Below are 19,429 nucleotides of genomic sequence, written 5' to 3'. Positions count from 1 at the left end.
GGGCTCGGTCAGTCCATGCAACCCCGCGGTGCCCCGATCGGCCACCGGGCCGGGCCCGGTGGGATGGCCGCGCGCACCTCCGTCGTGCACGCGAAGCCGCAGCCAGGTGGCGAAGTCCCGACGGATTCAGCTCGGCTTCGTGCCGAGCCACTGGGTGACGTCCGGGGTGATGCGATTCCTCCCCCGCCGGCAAATGGTTCTATCTTCAACTATCATGCCATGGCACGCTACCGACCGACCGACAGCGATCTGCCCGGAGGAGTCCAAGTGAGTGACGTGACAGCGGTCCCGGTGGACCGGAGGGTGTTCATCGACAAGCAGAGCCCGAAGGCCTACCGGGCCCTGCTGGCGGCGGCCGAGGCGGCCCGCGAGGCGGCGGCGGACTCCGGGCTGGACCGCGGGCTGGTGGAACTGGTCAACCTGCGCGTGTCGCAGATCAACGGCTGCGCCTACTGCCTCAACGTGCACACCAGGGCCGCGCTGCAGGCCGGCGAGACCACACAGCGCCTGGGCGTGCTCCCGGCGTGGCGCGACACCGAACTGTTCACCCCGCGGGAACGCGCGGCGCTCGCGCTGGCGGAGGCGACCACCACGCCCGCGGACGCCACCGCGCAGGACGGCGCCTACCGCGCAGCCCGCGAGGCCCTGACCGACGAGGAGATCTCCGCGGTGATCTGGGTGGCGATCACCATCAACTCCTTCAACCGCGTGTCCATCATGAGCAAGCACCCCGTCCGCGCGATCCCGGCGCAGTAGCAGCATCGCGGGGGACCGGACTCACCGGCCGGGCTCTGCGGCCGCCGGCAGGCGCTCGCCGCATTGGCTGCAGAACCGCGCACCCGCCTCCTGCGCGAGGTGCCCGCAGCGGGCGCACTCTCCAGGCGGGCGAGCATGCCGGGCCCCGAGATGGCGGTACGTCCGGATCGATCCGTGGATTCTACGGAAGGGCGGGCAGCTGCCGGCAGCAGCTCCGCTCGCCGCGCGGGCGACGGGCGGGCCGTGGATGATGCGGGTATGGGAGTGAAACACGGGCCAGGTGGGGCGCGCGTCCCACCGATCCCGCCGCCGGTGTTCTATGCTGCCGGGTTCGCGCTCGGCAGGCAGCTGCACCGGGTGCGGCCGTGGCCCATCGGCGCCAGGACGGTCACCGCACCGGCCGGGCACGCCGTGATGCTGGCCGGCGCCGCGCTGGCGGTCGGCGGCGCCACCGAGATCCTGCGGCACCACAGCACGCTGGTCCCGCAGCGCGAGGTATCCGCCCTGGTCACCACCGGCGTGTACCGGATCTCGCGGAATCCGATGTACACCGGCCTCGCCCTCGTCTACACAGGCGGTTCGCTCCGGGCCGGGTCCTGGTGGCCCCTGGTCGAGTTGCCGGCCGTCCTGCTGCTGATCCGCCGTCTGGTGATCGAACCGGAGGAGCGGTACCTCTCCTCCAAGTACGGCGAGCAGTACGAGAGTTACCGAGGCCGTGTCCGCCGCTGGCTCTGAGTCAGGAGTGCAAACCCGAGTTGCCCGAGCCGTCCGATCCGCAAACCTGATGTGCCAAATCTTCACAGAAGATTTGAGAAACGCGGATTCAACGCGGGTAGACCTGACGCCAGGATCATTTCCATGACAATAAGGGGAATCCGGCTCGGCCGGAGGGGTACGACGGGCAAGGGGGCGCGACCCGGCACGGTCGCGACGCTCACGGCGACCGCACTGGCCGCCACGGCACTGGTCGGCGGCAGCTCCGTGAGCCCGGCCGCAGCGGAATCGCACACGTTCCGCCCGCCGAAGATCAAGCACGTGTGGGTCATCATGCTGGAGAACAAGTCCTACGAGGCGGCGTTCACCGGCCTGAACCAGAACAGCTACCTGTGGAAGACGCTGCCCCAGTACGGCGAGCTGCTGCGCCAGTACTACGGCACCGGCCACTACAGCCTCGACAACTACATCAGCGCCGTCAGCGGCCAGGCCCCGGCGCCGGACACCCAGGCCGACTGCGCCCAGTACAAGGACGTCTCGCCCGGCACCCCGGCCCCCGACGGCCAGGTGCACGCGACCCACGGCTGCGTCTACCCGAACTCGGTGTACACGCTCTTCAACCAGCTGGACGACAAGAACCTCAGCTGGAAGGCCTACATGCAGGACCTGGGCAACACGCCCGGCCGCGAGGACGTCAACCGCTGCGGCATCCCCGGCGACCCGTCCGGCGACGGTGTCCCCGCCCCGGGCGGCGCGACCGCCCAGGACCAGTACGTCGTCAAGCACAACCCGACCGCCTGGTTCCACTCCCTGATCGACGACCCGCAGGAGTGCGCCCAGGTCGCCCCGCTGGACGGCCGCGCCGCCACGGCGGACCACGCCGCCGTCAGCGGCCTGGCCGAGGACCTCAAGAGCGCGGACACCACCCCGGCGTTCTCCTGGATCACACCCAACAACTGCTCGGACGCCCACGACACCACCTGCAAGGGCGACAACCTCTCCGGTGACCCCAACAACCACCAGGGCGGCCTGTACGCCTCGGACCGGTTCCTGGAGAAGGTGATCCCGCAGATCATGGCCTCGCCGGCGTTCCAGGACGGCGGGATGATCGACATCACCTTCGACGAGGCATTCCCGCCGTACAAGATGTACGGAAACTCCAGCAGCGACTACACCGGGAACCAGGACCCGAAGCTCAACACGCCCACCGACACCGCCCAGTCGGTCGTCGCCTGCTGCAACGAGCTGCCGGGCCCCAACACCAGCCAGCCCGGCGCCCAGGCCTTCGGCCAGGACACCACCCCCGGCGGCGGCATCACCGGCTCGCTGCTGATCTCCCGGTACATCAAGCCGGGCACCATCAGCGACCAGCCGTACAACCACTACTCCTTCCTGCGCAGCATGGAGGACCTGTTCCGGATCGACCAGGGCGGCACCGACGGCCACGGCCACCTCGGCTACGCCGCGATGCCGGGCCTGCGCCCGTTCGGCCCCGACGTCTACAACAACCCCGGGGGCAAGGCCATGCAGCCCGCCGCCCTGGGCAGCAACGGCGTCTACTCGGCCACGGGCCAGCAGCCGCAGGACCAGCCCGCGGAGGTGGAGCCGGACTTCACCGGTCCCGCCGCCGCCAACGACAGCCTCCTGCAGGGAGCCGGCAAGTGAGCTTCCGCTCCCTGCACGGCCGGGGCCGCGTCCTTCCCGGACGCGGCCCCGGCCGCCGGCCCGCCGCCGCCCTGGTCCTCCTGCTGCTCGTCACCGGCGCCACGGCGTGCGGCGGCGGGGACACGACGGACACGGCCAAGGACCTGGGCCGGGTACCGATCCCGAGCGCGCCCGCCGCGCCGGTCGTCCCCACCGCGTCCGCGGGACACGCCCAGATCGTCGCCATGGGCGACGCCGTCCACCTGGACCTCGGCACCGGCCAGGCGCAGGTCACCGCCACCGGGCCGGACCTGGAGGTGACGGGCCCGTCCGCCGGGGGAGCGCCGCCCGAGCAGTCCAAGGGCACCGTGACGGTCGTCCTGCGCGTCCCTGACGGCAGCCGTCAGCTCGACGCCGGCACGGTGTCGGCCGCCGACGAACTCGGCCACCCGCTCCAGCTCACCCCGGACGCGCCCACCGTCACCGCCGTCCCGGGCCACGACGCCGTCCTCCACCTCGCCGGCACCTTCGCCGCCGGCCACGCGACGCTCACCCTGAACGACGCCGGAAAGCCGCTGGCCACCTGGGACTTCGAGATCGAACTCGACTGACGGGGCGTCCCCTCACCCGAGGGCGGTGAGGGGCGCAGCGGTCGACCGGCTGTCCGGCCCCCGGAGGATAGCCTGGATGGCATGAAGTCCCCTGGCGAGCCCTGGAACTGATGCCCAGTCGGCGGCGGATCCTGCTCAGCCGTCGAGCAGCCGCCAGGCGGTGAGGGCGAGTCTGGCTCGCAACAGCCCGGTGGGTTCGGTGAGTTCGATGCCGAGGGTCTTCCCGATCCGGTCGAGTCGGCGGGCGACGCAGCTGTGGTGCAGGTGGAGGACGTCGGCGGCGCGTCGTTGGGAGCCGGTGGTGCAGCAGGCGTCCAGGGTGGGGGTGATCCCCGGCCCGACCTGCCGCTTTGGTCGGGCGGCCGGTGGTACCGCGGTACCACGTGGCCTCGGATGATCGTTCCGCGGTACCACGGATCGGGCTCGGGCCGAACCTAGCGTGGGAGGTGAGGGAGGCCGGGACGGTCCGGCTCCGGAACGTAGGGGTGAGCGATGATCGAGGCACACCAGCTGACGAAGCGGTACGGGGAGAAGACCGCCGTGGACCGGCTCGACTTCACGGTCAAGCCGGGTACGGTGACAGGCTTCCTGGGCCCCAACGGGGCAGGCAAGTCGACCACGATGCGGATGATCGTCGGGCTGGACGCGCCCACCAGCGGCTCGGTGCGCGTCAACGGGCGCAGCTACGCCGCGCACGCGGCGCCCCTGCAGGAGGTCGGGGCGCTGCTGGAGGCCCGGTCGATCCACCCCGGGCGGTCGGCGTTCAACCACCTCATGGCCCAGGCCCACACCCACGGCATTCCGCGCAGCCGGGTGGAGGAGGTCATCGAGCTGACCGGGCTGCAGTCGGTGGCCGGGAAGCGGGCCGGGGCGTTCTCGCTGGGCATGGGGCAGCGCCTCGGCATCGCGGCGGCGCTGCTCGGCGATCCCGCCACCGTCATGCTGGACGAGCCGGTCAACGGGCTCGACCCGGAGGGCGTGCTGTGGATCCGCAACCTGCTCACCGGGCTCGCCGAGGAGGGCCGTACGGTCTTCGTCTCCTCGCACCTGATGAGCGAGGTCGCCCTCGTCGCGGACCACCTGATCATCGTCGGGCGGGGCCGCCTGCTGGCCGACACCACCGTGCAGGACCTGGTCCGCGAGGCCGGCGGCGACGTCGTGAAGGTGGCCAGCGCGGACCCGGCCCGTCTGCGGACGGTGCTGGCCGGGGCCGACGTGGAGATCACCGGCCGGTCCGGCTCGGAGGAACTCCTCGTCACCGGCCTGCCGGCGCGCGAGATCGGGATCAAGGCCGCCGAGCACGGCATCGCCCTGTACGAGCTCGCCACCCGCACGGTCTCCCTGGAGGAGGCCTTCATGGACCTGACCAGGGACTCCGTGGAGTACCACGGGTCCACCACCGGCACCGCGACCACCAGTGCCAAGACCACCGGGGCCGAGACCACCGGGGCCGAGACCACGAGGAGCGCGGCATGAGCACCATCGCACCGACCCAGACGCCCGCATCCCCCACCGTCCAGCGGCCCGCGGGCCCGGCCTACCGGGTGACCGCCGCGCGCGTGCTGCGCGCGGAGTGGGCGAAGATGTGGTCCCTGCGCTCCACCTGGATCACGCTCGGCCTGGGCCTGCTGTTCCTGGTCGCGTTCGGCCTGATCGCGGCCTTCCAGTTCAAGTCGAGGATCACCTCGGGCCGCCCGATGGACCGGGACTTCGCCGACGCGACCGCCCTGAGCCTTTCGCTGTTCGGCACCAACTTCGCCCAGCTGGCGCTCGGCGTCCTCGGCGTGCTGGTCGCCGCGGGCGAGTACTCGACCGGCATGATCCGCTCCACTCTGGCGGCCGTGCCGCGCCGCCTGCCGGTGCTGTGGTCCAAGGCGACGGTGTACGGCCTGACCGCGCTGCTGCTCGCCACCGTCGGGGTGTTCGTCGCCTTCGCGGCCGACAGCCAGATCGTTTCGAGCACGCGCGCGGCGATGACCCTCTCCGACGCCGGCGTCGTGCGCAGCCTGCTGGGGGCCGGGCTCTACCTCGCCCTCGTCGGCGTGATCGGCGTCGCCCTGGGCATGCTGCTGCGGTCGGTCGCGGGCGGTATCTCGGTGCTGGTGGCCTCGCTGATGCTGGTTCCCGGCCTGGTCTCGCTGCTGCCCTCCTCCTGGCAGAGCCACATCAGTCCCTACCTGCCCAGCCACGCGGGCGAGGCGATGTTCACCCTGCACCACGACGCGACCACGCTGTCGCCGGGTGCCGGGCTGGCGGTCTTCCTGGGGTGGACGGTGCTCGCCCTGGCCGGCGCCGCCGTGCGCCTCGTGCGCACCGACGCCTGAGGCACTCCTGGTGCGGCACCGGCCCGGCCGGTGCCGCACCATCCTCATTCCTGGCCTCATGCCGGGTTCGGCCCGCATTCCCGGTACGGTCCTCGTGCCCGGTTCGGCCGTCATGCCCAGGCCTGCCCGGTATCGTCCCGGCCACGACGGACAAGGCCACGACGGACAAGGTGACGGACAAGGTGACGGACAAGGTGACCCCGTGAGCGACCACGACATCATCGCCGCAGGCCCGGCCGCGGGGACCGACCCGCTGTCGGGGCACCCGGTGATCGCGCGCCTGGCCCGGATCGGCCAGCGAGTGCGGCAGGCCGACCGCGCCCACCCGTGGGTCCTGGACACCGCGGTGGTGGCCGCGGTCTTCCTGCTGTTCTGCGTCCCGGACCTGATCCACTTCCACGGCGGCAGCGAGGGCGCGCGCGAGCACCGGTTCACCTTCACCCGGCTGCCCCTGCCCGCCACACTGGCGCTGCAGGCGGGCCTGCTGCTGCCCCTGCTGTGGCGCCGCAGGCGGCCGACGGCAGCCTTCGCGGTGATCATGGCCGTGTTCGTGCTGCAGTGGTCACTGGGCGTGGCGCTGCGCGCGGACGTCGCCCTGCTGGTCGCCCTCTACAGCCTGACCCTGCACGGGAGTCTGCGGCGTCTGGCCTGGGCGTGCGGTGCCATGGCCGGCGCGGCGGCCGTGGTCGCCGCGGAGCTGTCCGGCGAGGTGCCGGTCGGCGACGCGCTGTTCTTCCTCTGCGCCGCGACGACGGCGGCCGTCGCCCTCGGCATCGCGGTGCGGATCCGCCGCGCCCAGCTCGCCGGACTGCGCGAGCGCGCGGCGCGCCTGGAGATCGAGCGCGACCAGCGCAGCCGGCTGGCCACCGCCACCGAACGCGCCCGGGTGGCCCGGGAGATGCACGACATCATCGGCCACAACCTCTCCGTGATCGTCACCCTGGCCGACGGCGGCGCGTACGCGGCCGAGGCCGCCCCGGAGCGGGGCCGGGAGGCCCTGCTGCTGATCGGCGAGACGAGCCGCCAGGCGCTCGGCGAGCTGCGGCGCATGCTCGGCGTCCTGCGCGACCAGAACGAGCAGGGCCCCGCCTTCACCCCCCAGCCGGGCATCGCCGACCTCGACGGGCTGTGCGCGCGCATCCGTGCCGCCGGCCCCGAGGTGACGTACACCGCCGCCGGCGACCTGGACCGGCTGGACCGCGGGGTGCAGCTGATGGCCTACCGCATCGTCCAGGAGGCGCTCACCAACACCCTCAAGCACGCGGGCCCCGACACCCGGACGCACGTGACCCTGCTGGCCGACGCCGGCCGGCTGCGGGTCCGGGTGCAGGACAGCGGGCCGCCCGGCGCGCCCGCGCGGCCCGGACCCGCCACCGAGGAGGGGCACGGTCTCGCGGGCATGCGCGAACGCGCTGCCCTCTACGGCGGGACCGTCACCGCGGGACCAGGACCCGGTGCAGGATGGACCGTGGAGGCCGTCCTCGACCTCACCCCCGACCCGACAGGCGGCTTGACGTGACCACCGTCCTCATCGTCGACGACCAGCCGCTGCAGCGGTACGGCTTCCGCATGCTGCTGGAGAGCCAGCCCGGCACCGACGTCGTCGGCGAGGCCGCGCACGGCGCCGAGGCCGTCCGCCTGGCCGCCGACCTGCGGCCCGACGTCGTCCTCATGGACATCCGGATGCCCGGCATGGACGGCATCGAGGCCACCCGCCGCATCGTCGCCACCGGAGGACGCTCGCGCATCCTCGTCCTCACCACCTTCGACCTCGACGAGTACGCCCACGCCGCGCTGCGCGCCGGGGCCAGCGGCTTCCTGCTGAAGGACGCCCGCCCGGAGGAGCTCCTCGCCGGGATCCGCGCGGTCGCCGAGGGCGACGCCGTCGTCGCCCCCGCCATCACCCGGCGCCTCCTCGACGCCTACGCCCACCACCTGCCCGTCCGCCCGCCCGGCGCGGCGCCCGCCGACGATCCGCGGCTGGACGCCCTGACCGAGCGCGAGCGCGAGATCCTGCTCGCCGTCGGCCGGGGCTGGACCAACGGCGAGATCGCCCAGCGCCTGGTCCTCGCGGAGTCGACCGTCAAGACCCACGTCAGCCGCGTCCTGGCGAAGATCGGCGCCCGCGACCGCGTCCAGGCCGTGATCTTCGCGTACGACCGCGGCCTGACCCGCCCCAACCCGCCGAGCTGACCAAGGGCGTCCCGGTCGCCCTGGCAAGAACCCTGCCGGGTGACGTTAGGGTCACCCGAAGACGTCGTCCATGGTCATGGCACCGTCCTCGGGGCATCCGGCAGCGGTCCAGGCCCTGTAGTCGGCCATGGCAAGGGCGTCGGCGCGCTCCATGCGGGCCGCGCGCGTGCCCCCGGCGGCGTCCTGATCGGCTGCCAGGACCCGGACGACGTAGTCCTCCACGCTCAACCCGGCCCTGGTGGCGGCGCGGACGACTTGTTCCTCCAGCTGCTTGGGCAGTTCCACCTGGATCGTCATGGAGTTCACGGTAGCGGCCCGGGCCTCCTTCGGACACGTCGTTCGGCGGGGCGCCGGCCGTCGCCGACGCCCCCGGCCGGCGGTCAGACGTCGGAGTAACTGAGGTCACCCACCGTCCAACTGCTCACGTCCGCGATGGAGATGCGGTACATGCCGCCGGTGTGGGGCAGGCCGAAGTCGCCCTGCAGGATCCTCGCCCGGTGGAGGTGCAGATGCGTCGGCCGCGCGGGCGCTGCGGCCGAGGGCGGGGCGAAGAGGGCCGCGAACGGCTTCAAGTGCTCGGAGGTGTGCAGGACTTCCGACACCCGCTCAAGCCACAGGGCCATCGGCGCGAGCCTGCCGGTGATGACCGCTCCGGGGACCACCACGGTCAAGGACATCTGGTTGCTGTGCTCGGACTCCACCATCGCGGCGATGTCAACGAGCAGCCCATCAGAGTTCGACATGCCCCCAGACTATTGCTGCAGCGGCGGCCCAGCGCACGGTTCAGCGCATGGCAGGGCGCACGGGCGAGCGCACGGCCCGCGCGCGATCGGGCGCCTGATGCCGGAGCCCGGGCCCTGGTGGCCCGGGGGAGCCCCGGGTCAGAGCTTGAACATCTCGGCGTACGGCGGGGTGAGTCGCTCCTGCCGGGACCCGAAATCGACGAGGACCGCGACGTTGCTGTCGTCCTCGACGTCGACGACCCGGCCGAGGCCGTGCTTGTCGTGGGTGACCCTGTCGCCCACGGCGAACTGTTTGCGTGGCGGCTCGACCCGGGCCTTGAAGGGGCTGGTGGGGAGGTGGCGGCGGACTACCGGTGATTTCGTCATCCTGATCAGTATGCTCCGAAAAACGGCGGAGCGGACCCGTCCGGCGGGCCCGAAGCCGGCCGGGGCAGGAGCGCACCCGCCAACCGGCCCACGCCCGCCGGTCCAGCCGGCCCAAAAAATTCTTCGACCGGCCGGAGCGGGCCGCCGTCGCACCAACTGCCCTGGGGGTAGCGACCGTTGTCGACCGTGCCGACGGCCGAACGCCGCCTGCGGGGGCGCAGCCGGAAAGACCGGGTGGCGAATTTCCACCGCGGAGAGCCCGGGCCTGCTACAGTCGAATTAGTTGCAGTAGTGGTTCCCATGAACTTGTGTGCGCCTGCTGATCTTGCAGGCGCATTTTTTGTTTTCCGGCTCTTTCCCCGGCGGGTTCTCATCGCGGCGACTCGACACCCGCACGGTGCGGGCGTCGAAAAGTCTCTCGAAGGAGATGTTTTATGGCTACTGGTACCGTGAAGTGGTTCAACGCGGAAAAGGGCTTCGGCTTCATCGAGCAGGACGGTGGCGGCGCTGACGTCTTCGCCCACTACTCGAACATCAACGCCCAGGGCTTCCGTGAGCTGCTCGAGGGCCAGAAGGTCGAGTTCGACGTCACGCAGGGCCAGAAGGGCCCGCAGGCCGAGAACATTCGCCCGCTGTAGTTCACTGCCACGGCACTTGCCTTGGTAGCGAGGGGCCCGCACCGTGCACACGCCCGGTGCGGGCCCCTCGGCCGTTCCGCCCCATTCCCACCTCCGGCCGCCCTGGCCGCTTGGCCGCTTCGGCCCGTTCCTTGCGATCTCCGCGCGCTCGCGCAGCGGAGCCGTCCTCGCGACCGCGCCCTCCCGAGGAAGGTTCCGAATGAACCGCTCCGATCGCCCCTCGAACCGTAGCTCCCACCACCGCTCCACTGCCCCGAACAGGGGCCGGAGCCGCGCTGTCCGAACAGAGTTCGAACTCCCGGTCAGCACCACCCCGGCGCTCCCCGCCGTCGCGTCGTTCGACGAGCTGGACATGCCGGCGGCCCTGCTGAGGACACTGGCCCGCCAGGGCGTCACCGCGCCGTTCCCCATCCAGGCCGCCACCCTGCCGAACTCTCTCGCCGGCCGTGACGTGCTCGGCCGTGGCCGGACCGGTTCCGGAAAGACCATCGCCTTCGGCCTGGCCGTGCTGGCCCGCACCGCCGCCCGCGCCGCCGGCCGCAAGGCCGACCCCGGCAGCCCGCTGGCCCTGGTGCTGGTCCCCACCCGTGAACTCGCGCAGCAGGTCACCGAGGCGCTCACCCCCTACGCACACGCGGTACGGCTGCGGATGGCGACCGTGGTGGGCGGGGAGTCGATCGGCCGCCAGTCCCAGGTGCTGAACCGGGGCGCGGAGGTCGTCGTGGCCACTCCCGGCCGGCTGACCGACCTCATCCAGCGCGGCCGCTGCCGGCTGGACGACGTCGGCATCGCGGTCCTGGACGAGGCCGACCAGATGGCCGACCTGGGCTTCCTGCCGCAGGTCACCGAACTGCTCGACCAGGTCTCCGCCGACTGCCAGACGCTGCTCTTCTCCGCGACCCTGGACCGCAACGTCGACCGGCTGGTGCACCGCTTCCTCAAGGACCCGGTCACCCATTCGGTGGACCCGTCGGCCGTCGCGGTCACCACCATGGAGCACCACGTGCTGCATGTGCAGAACTACGACAAGAACGCCACGATCGCCCGCATCGCCTCCCGGGACGGCGGGGTGATCATGTTCACCGACACCCGGGACCGCGCCGACCGGCTGGTCGAGGACCTGCTCGCCAACGGGGTGAAGGCCGCCGCCCTGCACGGCGGCAAGTCCCAGCCCCAGCGCACCCGCACCCTGCAGCAGTTCCGCACCGGCCACGTCACCGCGCTCATCGCGACCAACGTCGCCGCCCGGGGCATCCACATCGACGGACTCGACCTGGTCGTCAACCTGGACCCGCCGACCGACCACAAGGACTACCTCCACCGCGGCGGCCGCACCGCCCGCGCCGGCGAGTCCGGCACCGTCGTCACCCTCGTCCTGCCCAGCCAGCGCCGCCATATGGCCCGCCTGGCCGCCACCGCCGGCATCACCCCCACCGCCACCCGCATCCACTCCGGCGACGACGAACTCGCCCGCCTCACCGGCGCCCGCGTCCCGACCGGCATCCCCGTCTCGATCCCCGACCCGGTGATCGAACGCCCCCGCCGCCACACCCCCACCCGCCGCCCCGCCCCCCGGCGCGCCACCCGCGCCCACTGACTTTGGGTCGCAGTGGCCGCAGTGGCAAGTCCACTGCGGACACGCGGAGTTGCGGAACTCGCTGAGCGTTGGGCAGTCACCGCTGCTGCTCGGCCGGCCGGGGCTCGGTGGTGGTGGCGGCCAGGTCGAGCAGGAGCATGGCGTCGTGGTCGGGGGTGCCGGGTTCGGCGGTGTAGATGCCCATACGGTGGCCGGGGGTTCCTTCCAGCTGCATGCCCTGGAAGGCGAGGGTGATCCTTCCGACCTGAGGGTGCTGGAAGGTCTTGGTGGCGTACTTGCGGCCGGTGACCTCGTAGCGGTCCCACAGTTTGGCGAAGTCGGGGCTCTTGAGGAGGAGTTCGCCGACGAGGGCGGTGAGGTCGGGGGCGTCGGGGTCGGTGCCGGCCAGGGCGCGCAGGCGGGCGACGCAGCCGCGGATCTGGTTGTCCCAGTCGGTGAAGATGTCGTGGGCGGCGGGGTGGAGGAAGAGGTAGCGGGCGAGGTTGCGCTGGGCGGAGGGCCAGTCGGAGATGCCCGCGTAGAGGGCGAGGCCACCGGGGTTGGTGGCGAGGATGTCCATGGCACGGCTGACGATGTAGGCCGGGCTGGGCCGCAGGGTCTCCAGGATCAGCTTCAGGTGCGGGCGCACCGTCCGGCTCGGTGTCGGGGCGGGCTCGGGCGCGTAGCGGGCGGCCCGGACGGCGAGCTCGCGCAGGTGATGGTGTTCGGCGTCGTCGAGCCGGAGTGCGCGGGCGAGGGCGTCGACGACGCCGGGCCCGGGCCGGGTCTCCTTGCCGCGCTCCAGCCGGTACATCGAGGAGCTGCCTCGACGGCTCGATCACCCCCGGCCGGGTCTTCGACCGCGTGCTCGGCCTGGAGGACATCGCCGACGGCTACCGGGCGATGAACGAGCGCGAGGCCCTGAAGGTCCTGATCCGGCCGTGAACCCGTCCGCGCGGCCGCGCCCGCACCACGAAATGGAACCAGGACATGAGGCGGTGCCCGGCCATGCTGGCGACGACCAGGACGGCCCCCGTTCCGGCTCGGCCGCCCGAGCGCACCCGCAGCCGTTGACGCCCCGAGGCCCCGCGCGGCCGAGCCCGCAGCCCGGGCACTGTACTCAGGCGCGGAGGAATGCCTCCAGCGCGGTCGCGAAGGCCACCGGGATCTCGTACATCGGGTAGTGGCCCGAGTTGGCCAGGATCTCCAGCTCGGCCTGCGGGTAGTGGGCCAGCCAGGTGCCGCGCATCACCTCGGCGGTCAGGGCGAGGTCGTGCTCGCCGACGAAGACCTTCGCCGGGAGGGGGCTGCCGGTGACCTTGGCCGCGAAGTCCTGGGTGGTCCAGTCGGCCAGGTAGGCGGCGAAGGCCTCGGGCCGGGAACCGGCCACCGAGCGGGCCGTCATCGCGTCCAGCCACCGGCCGCACGCCCGTTGCCCGGTGACCAGGTCGAGGATGGCCCGCCGGTTGGCCGGGCTGTGCGCCGCGCCGTGGAAGAGGTCGTACGCGTCGCCCTCCAGCGGGTAGGCACTCGCCGGGACGGGCGTCACCCCGACCAGCTTGCGCACCCGGCGCGGCGCCTCGGCCAGGACGCGCTGCGCGGCCTTGCCGCCCATCGAGTGCCCGACCACCGAGAACATGTCCCAGCCCAGCTGGTCGGCGAGGGCGAGCGCGTCCGCGGCGATCTCGGCGAGCGTGAACTCGCCTGCCACGTCGAGCCGTTCGCCGTAGCCGCGGTAGTCGAGGAAGGCGTAGCCGAAGGCATCCGGGTCCAGGTGGTCGAGGAACGGGCCCCAGGCGGCGCTGGTGCCGAACCAGTCGTGCAGGACCAGGACCTTGTGCGCGCCGGTGCCGATGGTGTGGTGACTGATCGTCATACGAGTTCCTGTCGGGCGGGGGTGCAGGTGAGATGACGGACCGTTACCTTCCCGGCACTGCACGACGCTACTCCTCTGTTCCCCGGCCGAGACACGGCGCGCGGGTGGCGGCGTGCGGGCGGCCGTCACCATCAGAGGCTGTGGGCCACCTCGTGGCGCGGCTGGTACAGGCCCAGCTCGCCGCCGCCGGGCAGGCGCAGGACGGTCTTCAGGCCCCACCCGACGGAGGTGGCGGGCTCGGTGAACTCCACACCCTGCGCGGTGAGTTCGCGGACGGTCGTGTCGAGGTCGTCGCACATCAGGAACAGCTCGTGCGCGGGGGAGCCGGCCGGGTGCACGGCGACCTCGGACGGTGGCAGCCTGAAGATCAGCCAGCCGCCGCCCGCGTCGACGTGCGGCCAGCCGAGGACGTCGCGGAAGAAGACGCGGTCGGCCTCCGCGTCCCGGCTGTAGACGATGACGTGGGCACCGTTGATCATGCGCCTACGGTAACCGGCGACAGGCGGGGGCGCGCGTTCGTCATCTCCTCTGGAGATCGCCCGAGAATCCCGCGACGACGAGGTGCAGGCTCCCGTCCGGGTTGCGCGTGTACACCTGGTCGTGCGGGTCGGCGATGCATCCGCTGCGCGGGTTCACCGGCGCCGTGCGGAGGACGACGCGGTCGGCGGTGGCCGAGCTCAGGTTGGCGGTGGCGTCGCAAGTGAGCGTGCCGGCGCCGGTGTTGTTGCGGATCTCGGCCACCGGCTCGCCCTTCTGGCCCTGGGTGATGGTGATCTGGAAATCGGCCTTGGTGGTGACTGCCGGGCTGCCCAGTCGGCCCTGCCAGGTGCCGAGGACCCCGTCCGGTATCGCGCCTGCTGGGGCCGAGGTAGGGGCCGGGGTCGAGGTCGGCGCGGCGGTGCCGGTGGAGGAGGCGGACCGGCTGCTTCCCGAGGAGTCGTCGGGCCGGGCCACCAGATAGACGCCCGTGCCCAGGACGGTGGCCGTCAGGACGCCGGCGATCACGACGCTCGTCCGCCCGGAACTCCGTCGTCCGGCCTGCTGCGGTGGCGGGTACGGCGACGGCGGGGTCGCGGGCCAGGCGGGCTGCGGCGCCGGGCCGGTCGGCCAGGGCGTGGGTGGTCCGAACTGTCCCGTGGGACCGGTGGGGCGGGCGGGTCTCTCATCGTCGAGGTCGAGCAGCTCGACGGCCAGCCCGGCGAGCGAGGCCGCGACCGCCGGCGGGAGCCAGGCCCGCTGCTCCAGCCGTGTGGCGGCCCCGGGGTCGCCCGCGGCGAGCCGCGCGTGCAGCTGCGCCGGGGACGGCCGGTGCGCGGGGTCCTTCGCCAGGCAGTCCGCGACGATCGCGCGCAGCTCGGGGTCCAGGGTGCCGAGCGTTCCGAGGTCGGGCTCCTCGTGCAGTACTCGGTAGAGCATGACGTGCGCGCTCACGCCCGTGCCGAACGGGGCGTCCCCGGTGGCCGCGTACGCGAGCACCGCGCCCAGCGAGAAGACGTCCGAGGCCGGCCCGGCCGACAGGCCCCCGGCCTGCTCGGGGGAGAGATAGCCGGGCGAGCCGACGACGAACCCGGACCGGGTGAGCGCCGTCGCCGCGTCCAGGGCGCGGGCGATCCCGAAGTCGATCAGCCGGGGGCCGTCCAGCGCCAGCAGCACGTTCGACGGCTTGACGTCCCGGTGCACGAGCCCGCGCTCGTGCACCGCGGCCAGCGCCTCGGCGAGCCCGAGCCCGAGCGAGCGCACCGCCGCGCCCGGCAGCGGCCCGAACTCCCGTACGGCGGTGCTCAGCGCGGGCCCGGCCACGTAGCCGGTGGCCACCCACGGCCGGTCGCCCTCGGTGTCCGCGTCCAGCACCGGGGCCGTCCACCGCCCGCCCACCTGGCGGGCCGCGGCCACCTCCTGCCGGAACCGCACCCGGAACTCCGGATCCACCGCGTACTGGGCGTGGACCGTCTTGACGGCCACCGTCCGCCCGCCCGCCGTCCGGCCCAGGTAGACCTGGCCCATCCCGCCCGCGCCGAGTCTCCGCAGCAGCCGGTACTCCCCGATGTGCCGCGGATCCCCGTCGCCCAGTGCCTCCACCCCGCCGCTCCCCTCGCCGCGCCCGCCCCGTCCGTCACGGTCCTTCATGGTCCTGCACGGTCCTTCACGCCAGACGGTACCGCTGCGGCGGCCGGTTCCGGCTGCATTGGTCCAGGGCTTCCCTGGTCGTTCGTCCGACATCCGGCTGCGGCACGCCGCCCCGGTTCCAGGGCGGCCGGCCTCAGGCGTTTCCGTCGAGCACGAGTGCCCAGGCCAGGCACCCCAGTGCCGCGGTGAGCCCGAACACCGCCGCCTGCCCGCCACCCTGTCCTCTGCCTCTTCGGCGCACCCGAGGCCCCGATCTGGGGGAGGATCCTGCAGGAGGGAAGGAGAAGCTTGTGAGCACGGCACCCGACGTCCCCGGCGACCACAGCACGGTCAGCGACCCCGAGCGGGCACTCAAGTACGCGATCCGCCACGTCGCGGGCGACCGTACCGAGATCATCGAAGGAGTCATTACGCCTGTATCGCGGTCGTGGGCGGGCGAATTCGCGGCCGGGGTCGTCCGCCGCCAGATCACCCTGCGCTTGGAGCAGCTCGACCTTGTGTCCGGCTCAGGGAACCTCGACCTGCCAGGCAGCGAGAACTGGTACGTCCCCGACCTGGCGGTGGTCCCGGCCGACCTTGCCGCGAAGACCGAGGGCGCCCTGCTGCCCGACCAGACCCTGCTGATCGTGGAGGTCAGCTCCCCCTCGAACGCAGACACCGACCGCACCGTCAAACGCCGCCGCTACGGCCAGTACGGCGCCCCGCTCTACCTCCTGATCGACCGCCAGAACCGCACCTGCACCCTGTTCAGCGAGCCCACCCGCCTCGGCTACGCCGCCGAGGACGGACCGCACCCCTTCGGCACGCCGATCCACCTGCCGACGCCGTTCGACCTGGCCCTCGACACCAGCAGGCTCTAGAAGCGCTCCGTCGGGCTGCTTCTGCTTCTGCTCCTGCTACCTGCTGGGTGGTTGGTTGTTGGCGCTGGTGGCTTTACGGTCCGGTGGCGGGTTTGGGTTCTGAGTTCCTGGCGGGTCGGGTGTGGATCTTGGCGATGCATGCGGGGATCGCGGCGTCCTGCTCGTGGTCGCGGGCGCGGTAGGCGCTCGGCGTTTCGCCGACCAGTTCGGTGAAGCGTGAGCTGAACGATCCGAGCGAGGTGCAGCCGACTTCCATGCACACTTCGGTGACGGTGAGGTCGCCGCGTCGCAGCAGGGCCTTGGCCCGTTCGATCCGGCGGGTCATGAGGTAGCTGTACGGGGTTTCGCCGTAGGCGGCGCGAAAGCTGCGCGAGAAGTGGCCCGGCGACATGAGGGCGATCTGCGCCAGTGCGGGCACGTCCAGTGGCTGCGCGTAGTCGCGGTCCATGGTGTCGCGGGCCTGGCGGAGCCGGACGAGGTCGGAGAGGGGGACGCGGGGCACGTGACAGACCGTTCGGGTGGGGGCGGGAACCGGTGGTGGCGGTCGCTCTTGGTGATCGGGGGTGTTTCGTTGGTTGTGGGTGGGGCGAGGGGTGGTTGGTGCGCCATGACCGACGTTACCTCGCTGGTGGTGCTCGGGGGAGCCCCCCCGGGGCTGTTCTGCTGTGCCCCGGGGCCCATTGACTGCGACTGTTCCCTCCCGCCGGGCAACCCGACGCCGGCCTGCCCGGCCACCTGACCGCCCGGTGGCCGCAGTGGGGGGCAGATGTGCTGACGTTGGGTCAACTTCCGTGCAACGGCACGATCCCATCTCCTGTTTCGAGACATGTCGAAGTTTGACAGTTCTCGAAATAGAGGGTTTCGTGGGTTCCCGTACCGTCCGCCGTCGTCCGTCGGCCGCTGCAAGGGAGTTCACCATGTCCAGGGTTGTTGTTTTCGAGCGTACGGGCGGGCCGGAGGTCTTGACCGTCCGTACCACCGGTCTGCCGGTTCCCGGTCCCGGCGAGCTGCGCCTGCGGGTGGCGGCGATCGGTCTGAACCGGGCCGAGGTCCTGTTCCGCTCCGGCGTCTACCTCGAGGAGCCGAAGCTGCCTGCGGGACTCGGTTATGAGGCGGCCGGTACGGTGGAGGCCGTCGGGGCGGATGTGACCGGGTTCGCGGTGGGTGACGAGGTCGACGTGATTCCCGCCTTCTCGCAGAACGACTACCCGATGTACGGCACGCACGTGCTCGCCCCTGCTCGTGCCGTCGTCCACCGCTCGGCCGGGCTCACCCCCGTCCAGGGCGCGGCTGTGTGGATGCCGTATCTGACCGCCTACGGTGCCCTCGCCGAGAACGGGTATGTGCGCCCTGGCGATCACGTGCTGCTCACCGCCGCTGCCTCCAGCGTCGGCCTCGCGGCGATACGAACCGTCCGCCGCCTGGGCGCGGTGGCGATCGCGGCGACCCGCACCCGCGCGAAGAAGGACCGTCTTCTTGCGGCGGGCGCTGCGGAGGTGATCGTGACGGGTGAAGAGGATCTTCTTGCGCGGGTGGACGGGGTGACGGGTGGGCGAGGTGTGCGCACCGTTTTCGATCCTGTGGCCGGTCCCGGCGTAGAGACGCTGGCCCGTGCGATTGCTCCGGGTGGGGCCCTGATCGTCTACGGTCGCCTGGATCCGCGCGACACCCCTCTGCCCGGCCAGGACACCTTCGCCCCAGTCACCAGCCGCTTCTACTCGATGCACGAGGTGACGCGTGATGCTGAACGGTTGCGGCGTGGAGTGGCGTTCGTGGCCGCGGGTCTGGCGGACGGTTCGTTCGTGCCGGCTGTCGACCGGGTCTTCGAGGGGCTGGACTCGGTCGTGGAGGCCCATCGTTACCTGGAGGCGGGCGCGCAGAGCGGCAAGATCGTGATCACCGTGACGGACTGACCGGCCGGCGGCTAATCAGGGGTGGTGGATTCGGTGTTGGTGGCGCTGATGACGGCTGTGAGGAGGCCGGGGAAGCGGTGTTCGAGTTCTTCGGTGCGTAGGGCGTTCATTTTGGTGGTTCCGACGTAGTACTGGCGCAGGAGTCCGGCCTGGCGCAGGACGTTGAAGTGGTGGGTGGAGGTGGAGCGGGAGATGGGCAGGTCGAAGGAGCCGCAGCTGAGGTGGGTGTCGGCGCGGGCGAGGCGGCACACGACCGTTCTGCGTGCGGGGTCGACGAGTGCCTCCAGTACTTGTTGGATGCTGAGATCCTCCACGCCCGGGTGTTCGATCACCCGCGCCGCAGCGCGCGATCGTGCCACACCCACCACCCCTTCCCAACGCTCCGCCCCGTTCGTTCCGGTTCTTGGTGAACCGCCGAGCGGTGTGCGCGACTTCGGGTGACGACGCTACTACGCCGGGCGTGCGAATCTCGGTCATCACGCGCGTCGCAACAGGTCTGCAACACGCCGGGGACTGGCCGTGCAGTTGCCGGTCCGTGGCGAGGGTGGGTTCACGGGTTTCGTCGATCTGTTGCGCCTGCGTGCGCTGACATGGGCGGGCGGGGCGGCGGGAGTGACCAGTGCGGAAGACAGCGGGCCTTCGTCTCGGGGTTCCCCGAGACGAAGGCCCGCATACAGACGTCTGCCGTCGTTCAGCCGGCGCGGTTCAGCCCAGCAATACGCCGACCACACCGGCGGGCTGCGCCTCGTGGGTCGCGGGCCCCCGGTTGCCCCGGGGGGGCGACGGTGTCCCTCTCCGTCCACCCCTGTCCCTCCCTGTCCCTCCCGCGCCGCCCTCCCGCACCGCCCTTCCGCGCCTCCTTGCGCAGTGTCTGTCTCGTGTGCTCTTCGCGTGCACCTGACACTTCGTCATGTTGGTCGGTTCTTGAACGGTGTTCTGGTGGTGTCCCGGCCGGGGGTGCTGTTTGGAGTTTCCTCCAGGTTTCGGTCTCGGGTGTGCGTTCATGAAGATAACGAGTGGGAGAGGGTTGGGGGCATTCTGGGTTTACTTATTGACGTCTTGTGGGTGGGCGGGTTTAACTCCCCGGT

Annotated in this window: 22 protein-coding genes and 1 pseudogene; 13 read left to right on the top strand and 10 right to left on the bottom strand. The window is 71.8% G+C overall.

The window, feature by feature from the left end; all coding sequences use genetic code 11:
* The first annotated feature begins 267 nt into the window (after positions 1-267).
* The 4 genes from KV557_RS34925 to KV557_RS34910 all read left to right on the top strand — a co-directional run bounded on the left by KV557_RS34925 (position 268) and on the right by KV557_RS34910 (position 3,725).
* Positions 268-756 (top strand): carboxymuconolactone decarboxylase family protein, encoded by a 489-nt coding sequence (locus KV557_RS34925; RefSeq protein ID WP_308130222.1) that lies wholly within the window; start codon positions 268-270, stop codon positions 754-756.
* Positions 757-1,068: 312 nt separating this feature from the next.
* Positions 1,069-1,491: a methyltransferase family protein gene (locus tag KV557_RS34920; protein ID WP_218205606.1), complete on the top strand. Its 423-nt coding sequence runs from the start codon at positions 1,069-1,071 to the stop codon at positions 1,489-1,491.
* 123 nt (positions 1,492-1,614) lie between these two features.
* The gene (locus KV557_RS34915; RefSeq protein WP_218205605.1) at positions 1,615-3,135 is read left to right on the top strand and encodes an alkaline phosphatase family protein; all 1,521 of its coding nucleotides are present in this window, start codon (positions 1,615-1,617) and stop codon (positions 3,133-3,135) included.
* The gene (locus KV557_RS34910; protein WP_218205604.1) at positions 3,132-3,725 is read left to right on the top strand and encodes a hypothetical protein; all 594 of its coding nucleotides are present in this window, start codon (positions 3,132-3,134) and stop codon (positions 3,723-3,725) included. The genes KV557_RS34915 and KV557_RS34910 overlap by 4 nt, the downstream gene beginning before the upstream one ends.
* A 135-nt stretch (positions 3,726-3,860) precedes the next feature.
* Here KV557_RS34910 and KV557_RS34905 read toward each other — a convergent pair whose 3' ends face one another.
* Positions 3,861-4,139 carry a helix-turn-helix domain-containing protein gene (locus KV557_RS34905; RefSeq protein ID WP_308130221.1) on the bottom strand — a complete coding sequence of 93 codons (279 nt, stop codon included), beginning with the start codon at positions 4,137-4,139 and terminating at the stop codon, positions 3,861-3,863.
* A gap of 78 nt (positions 4,140-4,217) precedes the next feature.
* On the opposite strand from KV557_RS34905, the gene KV557_RS34900 reads away from it, so the two are divergent.
* From KV557_RS34900 to KV557_RS34885, 4 genes are all read left to right on the top strand, one after another.
* Positions 4,218-5,201 (top strand): ABC transporter ATP-binding protein, encoded by a 984-nt coding sequence (locus KV557_RS34900; RefSeq protein WP_218205603.1) that lies wholly within the window; start codon positions 4,218-4,220, stop codon positions 5,199-5,201.
* Positions 5,198-6,049 carry an ABC transporter permease gene (locus KV557_RS34895; protein WP_218205602.1) on the top strand — a complete coding sequence of 284 codons (852 nt, stop codon included), beginning with the start codon at positions 5,198-5,200 and terminating at the stop codon, positions 6,047-6,049. The genes KV557_RS34900 and KV557_RS34895 overlap by 4 nt, the downstream gene beginning before the upstream one ends.
* Before the next feature lie 202 nt (positions 6,050-6,251).
* Complete coding sequence (locus tag KV557_RS34890; RefSeq protein WP_308130220.1) at positions 6,252-7,568, top strand: sensor histidine kinase; 1,317 nt, start codon at positions 6,252-6,254, stop codon at positions 7,566-7,568.
* A complete protein-coding gene (locus KV557_RS34885; RefSeq protein WP_218205600.1) occupies positions 7,565-8,242 on the top strand; it encodes a response regulator in 678 nt (225 codons plus the stop codon). Before KV557_RS34890 ends, KV557_RS34885 begins: the two co-directional genes overlap by 4 nt.
* A gap of 51 nt (positions 8,243-8,293) precedes the next feature.
* Here KV557_RS34885 and KV557_RS34880 read toward each other — a convergent pair whose 3' ends face one another.
* From KV557_RS34880 to KV557_RS34870, 3 genes are all read right to left on the bottom strand, one after another.
* Positions 8,294-8,539 carry a hypothetical protein gene (locus KV557_RS34880; protein WP_218205599.1) on the bottom strand — a complete coding sequence of 82 codons (246 nt, stop codon included), beginning with the start codon at positions 8,537-8,539 and terminating at the stop codon, positions 8,294-8,296.
* 83 nt (positions 8,540-8,622) lie between these two features.
* A complete protein-coding gene (locus KV557_RS34875) occupies positions 8,623-8,985 on the bottom strand; it encodes a hypothetical protein (RefSeq protein ID WP_218205598.1) in 363 nt (120 codons plus the stop codon).
* A 138-nt stretch (positions 8,986-9,123) separates the two neighbouring features.
* Positions 9,124-9,351, bottom strand: coding sequence for a hypothetical protein (locus KV557_RS34870; RefSeq protein ID WP_218205597.1), 228 nt, complete (start codon positions 9,349-9,351; stop codon positions 9,124-9,126).
* Positions 9,352-9,785: 434 nt separating this feature from the next.
* Here KV557_RS34870 and KV557_RS34865 point away from each other — a divergent pair, with 434 nt between their 5' ends.
* Complete coding sequence (locus KV557_RS34865; protein WP_034090357.1) at positions 9,786-9,989, top strand: cold-shock protein; 204 nt, start codon at positions 9,786-9,788, stop codon at positions 9,987-9,989.
* A gap of 199 nt (positions 9,990-10,188) precedes the next feature.
* Complete coding sequence (locus tag KV557_RS34860) at positions 10,189-11,586, top strand: DEAD/DEAH box helicase (RefSeq protein ID WP_218205596.1); 1,398 nt, start codon at positions 10,189-10,191, stop codon at positions 11,584-11,586.
* 76 nt (positions 11,587-11,662) lie between these two features.
* Here the strand turns inward: KV557_RS34860 and KV557_RS34855 are convergent, their stop codons facing one another.
* The gene (locus KV557_RS34855; RefSeq protein WP_218205595.1) at positions 11,663-12,379 is read right to left on the bottom strand and encodes a helix-turn-helix transcriptional regulator; all 717 of its coding nucleotides are present in this window, start codon (positions 12,377-12,379) and stop codon (positions 11,663-11,665) included.
* An 11-nt stretch (positions 12,380-12,390) separates the two neighbouring features.
* Between KV557_RS34855 and KV557_RS43470 the strand changes: the two are divergent.
* Positions 12,391-12,510: pseudogene (locus KV557_RS43470) on the top strand (IMP dehydrogenase); the annotation flags it as partial.
* A gap of 175 nt (positions 12,511-12,685) precedes the next feature.
* On the opposite strand, the gene KV557_RS34850 reads toward KV557_RS43470, so the two are convergent.
* The 3 genes from KV557_RS34850 to KV557_RS34840 form a co-directional block, all read right to left on the bottom strand.
* Positions 12,686-13,441 carry an alpha/beta fold hydrolase gene (locus tag KV557_RS34850; RefSeq protein ID WP_218205594.1) on the bottom strand — a complete coding sequence of 252 codons (756 nt, stop codon included), beginning with the start codon at positions 13,439-13,441 and terminating at the stop codon, positions 12,686-12,688.
* A 131-nt stretch (positions 13,442-13,572) separates the two neighbouring features.
* Complete coding sequence (locus tag KV557_RS34845) at positions 13,573-13,920, bottom strand: VOC family protein (protein ID WP_218205593.1); 348 nt, start codon at positions 13,918-13,920, stop codon at positions 13,573-13,575.
* Positions 13,921-13,960: 40 nt separating this feature from the next.
* Complete coding sequence (locus tag KV557_RS34840; RefSeq protein WP_256178409.1) at positions 13,961-15,568, bottom strand: serine/threonine-protein kinase; 1,608 nt, start codon at positions 15,566-15,568, stop codon at positions 13,961-13,963.
* 290 nt (positions 15,569-15,858) lie between these two features.
* Between KV557_RS34840 and KV557_RS34835 the strand changes: the two genes are divergently transcribed.
* Positions 15,859-16,428, top strand: coding sequence for a Uma2 family endonuclease (locus tag KV557_RS34835; RefSeq protein ID WP_218205592.1), 570 nt, complete (start codon positions 15,859-15,861; stop codon positions 16,426-16,428).
* A 73-nt stretch (positions 16,429-16,501) separates the two neighbouring features.
* Here KV557_RS34835 and KV557_RS34830 read toward each other — a convergent pair whose 3' ends face one another.
* Complete coding sequence (locus KV557_RS34830) at positions 16,502-16,876, bottom strand: helix-turn-helix transcriptional regulator (protein ID WP_218205622.1); 375 nt, start codon at positions 16,874-16,876, stop codon at positions 16,502-16,504.
* 469 nt (positions 16,877-17,345) lie between these two features.
* Here KV557_RS34830 and KV557_RS34825 point away from each other — a divergent pair, with 469 nt between their 5' ends.
* Positions 17,346-18,341, top strand: coding sequence for a zinc-dependent alcohol dehydrogenase family protein (locus KV557_RS34825; RefSeq protein WP_218205591.1), 996 nt, complete (start codon positions 17,346-17,348; stop codon positions 18,339-18,341).
* Between the two features lie 11 nt (positions 18,342-18,352).
* On the opposite strand, the gene KV557_RS34820 is transcribed toward KV557_RS34825, so the two are convergent.
* Complete coding sequence (locus tag KV557_RS34820) at positions 18,353-18,700, bottom strand: ArsR/SmtB family transcription factor (protein ID WP_218205590.1); 348 nt, start codon at positions 18,698-18,700, stop codon at positions 18,353-18,355.
* Positions 18,701-19,429 lie beyond the last annotated feature (729 nt).

The sequence above is a fragment of the Kitasatospora aureofaciens genome, assembly GCF_019192735.1.
Lineage (GTDB): Bacteria > Actinomycetota > Actinomycetes > Streptomycetales > Streptomycetaceae > Kitasatospora > Kitasatospora aureofaciens_A.
This window is presented reverse-complemented; position numbering and strand designations above follow the sequence as displayed.

What these genes read in the sequence shown, in the direction of transcription:
- KV557_RS34830 (WP_218205622.1), bottom strand. Translation starts at nt 16,876, where the DNA reads ATGGACCGCGACTACGCGCAGCCACTGGACGTGCCCGCACTGGCGCAG.
- KV557_RS34840 (WP_256178409.1), bottom strand. Translation starts at nt 15,568, where the DNA reads ATGAAGGACCGTGACGGACGGGGCGGGCGCGGCGAGGGGAGCGGCGGG.
- KV557_RS34855 (WP_218205595.1), bottom strand. Translation starts at nt 12,379, where the DNA reads ATGTACCGGCTGGAGCGCGGCAAGGAGACCCGGCCCGGGCCCGGCGTC.
- KV557_RS34845 (WP_218205593.1), bottom strand. Translation starts at nt 13,920, where the DNA reads ATGATCAACGGTGCCCACGTCATCGTCTACAGCCGGGACGCGGAGGCC.
- KV557_RS34895 (WP_218205602.1), top strand. Translation starts at nt 5,198, where the DNA reads ATGAGCACCATCGCACCGACCCAGACGCCCGCATCCCCCACCGTCCAG.
- KV557_RS34850 (WP_218205594.1), bottom strand. Translation starts at nt 13,441, where the DNA reads ATGACGATCAGTCACCACACCATCGGCACCGGCGCGCACAAGGTCCTG.
- KV557_RS34900 (WP_218205603.1), top strand. Translation starts at nt 4,218, where the DNA reads ATGATCGAGGCACACCAGCTGACGAAGCGGTACGGGGAGAAGACCGCC.
- KV557_RS34870 (WP_218205597.1), bottom strand. Translation starts at nt 9,351, where the DNA reads ATGACGAAATCACCGGTAGTCCGCCGCCACCTCCCCACCAGCCCCTTC.
- KV557_RS34865 (WP_034090357.1), top strand. Translation starts at nt 9,786, where the DNA reads ATGGCTACTGGTACCGTGAAGTGGTTCAACGCGGAAAAGGGCTTCGGC.
- KV557_RS34860 (WP_218205596.1), top strand. Translation starts at nt 10,189, where the DNA reads ATGAACCGCTCCGATCGCCCCTCGAACCGTAGCTCCCACCACCGCTCC.
- KV557_RS34825 (WP_218205591.1), top strand. Translation starts at nt 17,346, where the DNA reads ATGTCCAGGGTTGTTGTTTTCGAGCGTACGGGCGGGCCGGAGGTCTTG.
- KV557_RS34880 (WP_218205599.1), bottom strand. Translation starts at nt 8,539, where the DNA reads ATGACGATCCAGGTGGAACTGCCCAAGCAGCTGGAGGAACAAGTCGTC.
- KV557_RS34915 (WP_218205605.1), top strand. Translation starts at nt 1,615, where the DNA reads ATGACAATAAGGGGAATCCGGCTCGGCCGGAGGGGTACGACGGGCAAG.
- KV557_RS34875 (WP_218205598.1), bottom strand. Translation starts at nt 8,985, where the DNA reads ATGTCGAACTCTGATGGGCTGCTCGTTGACATCGCCGCGATGGTGGAG.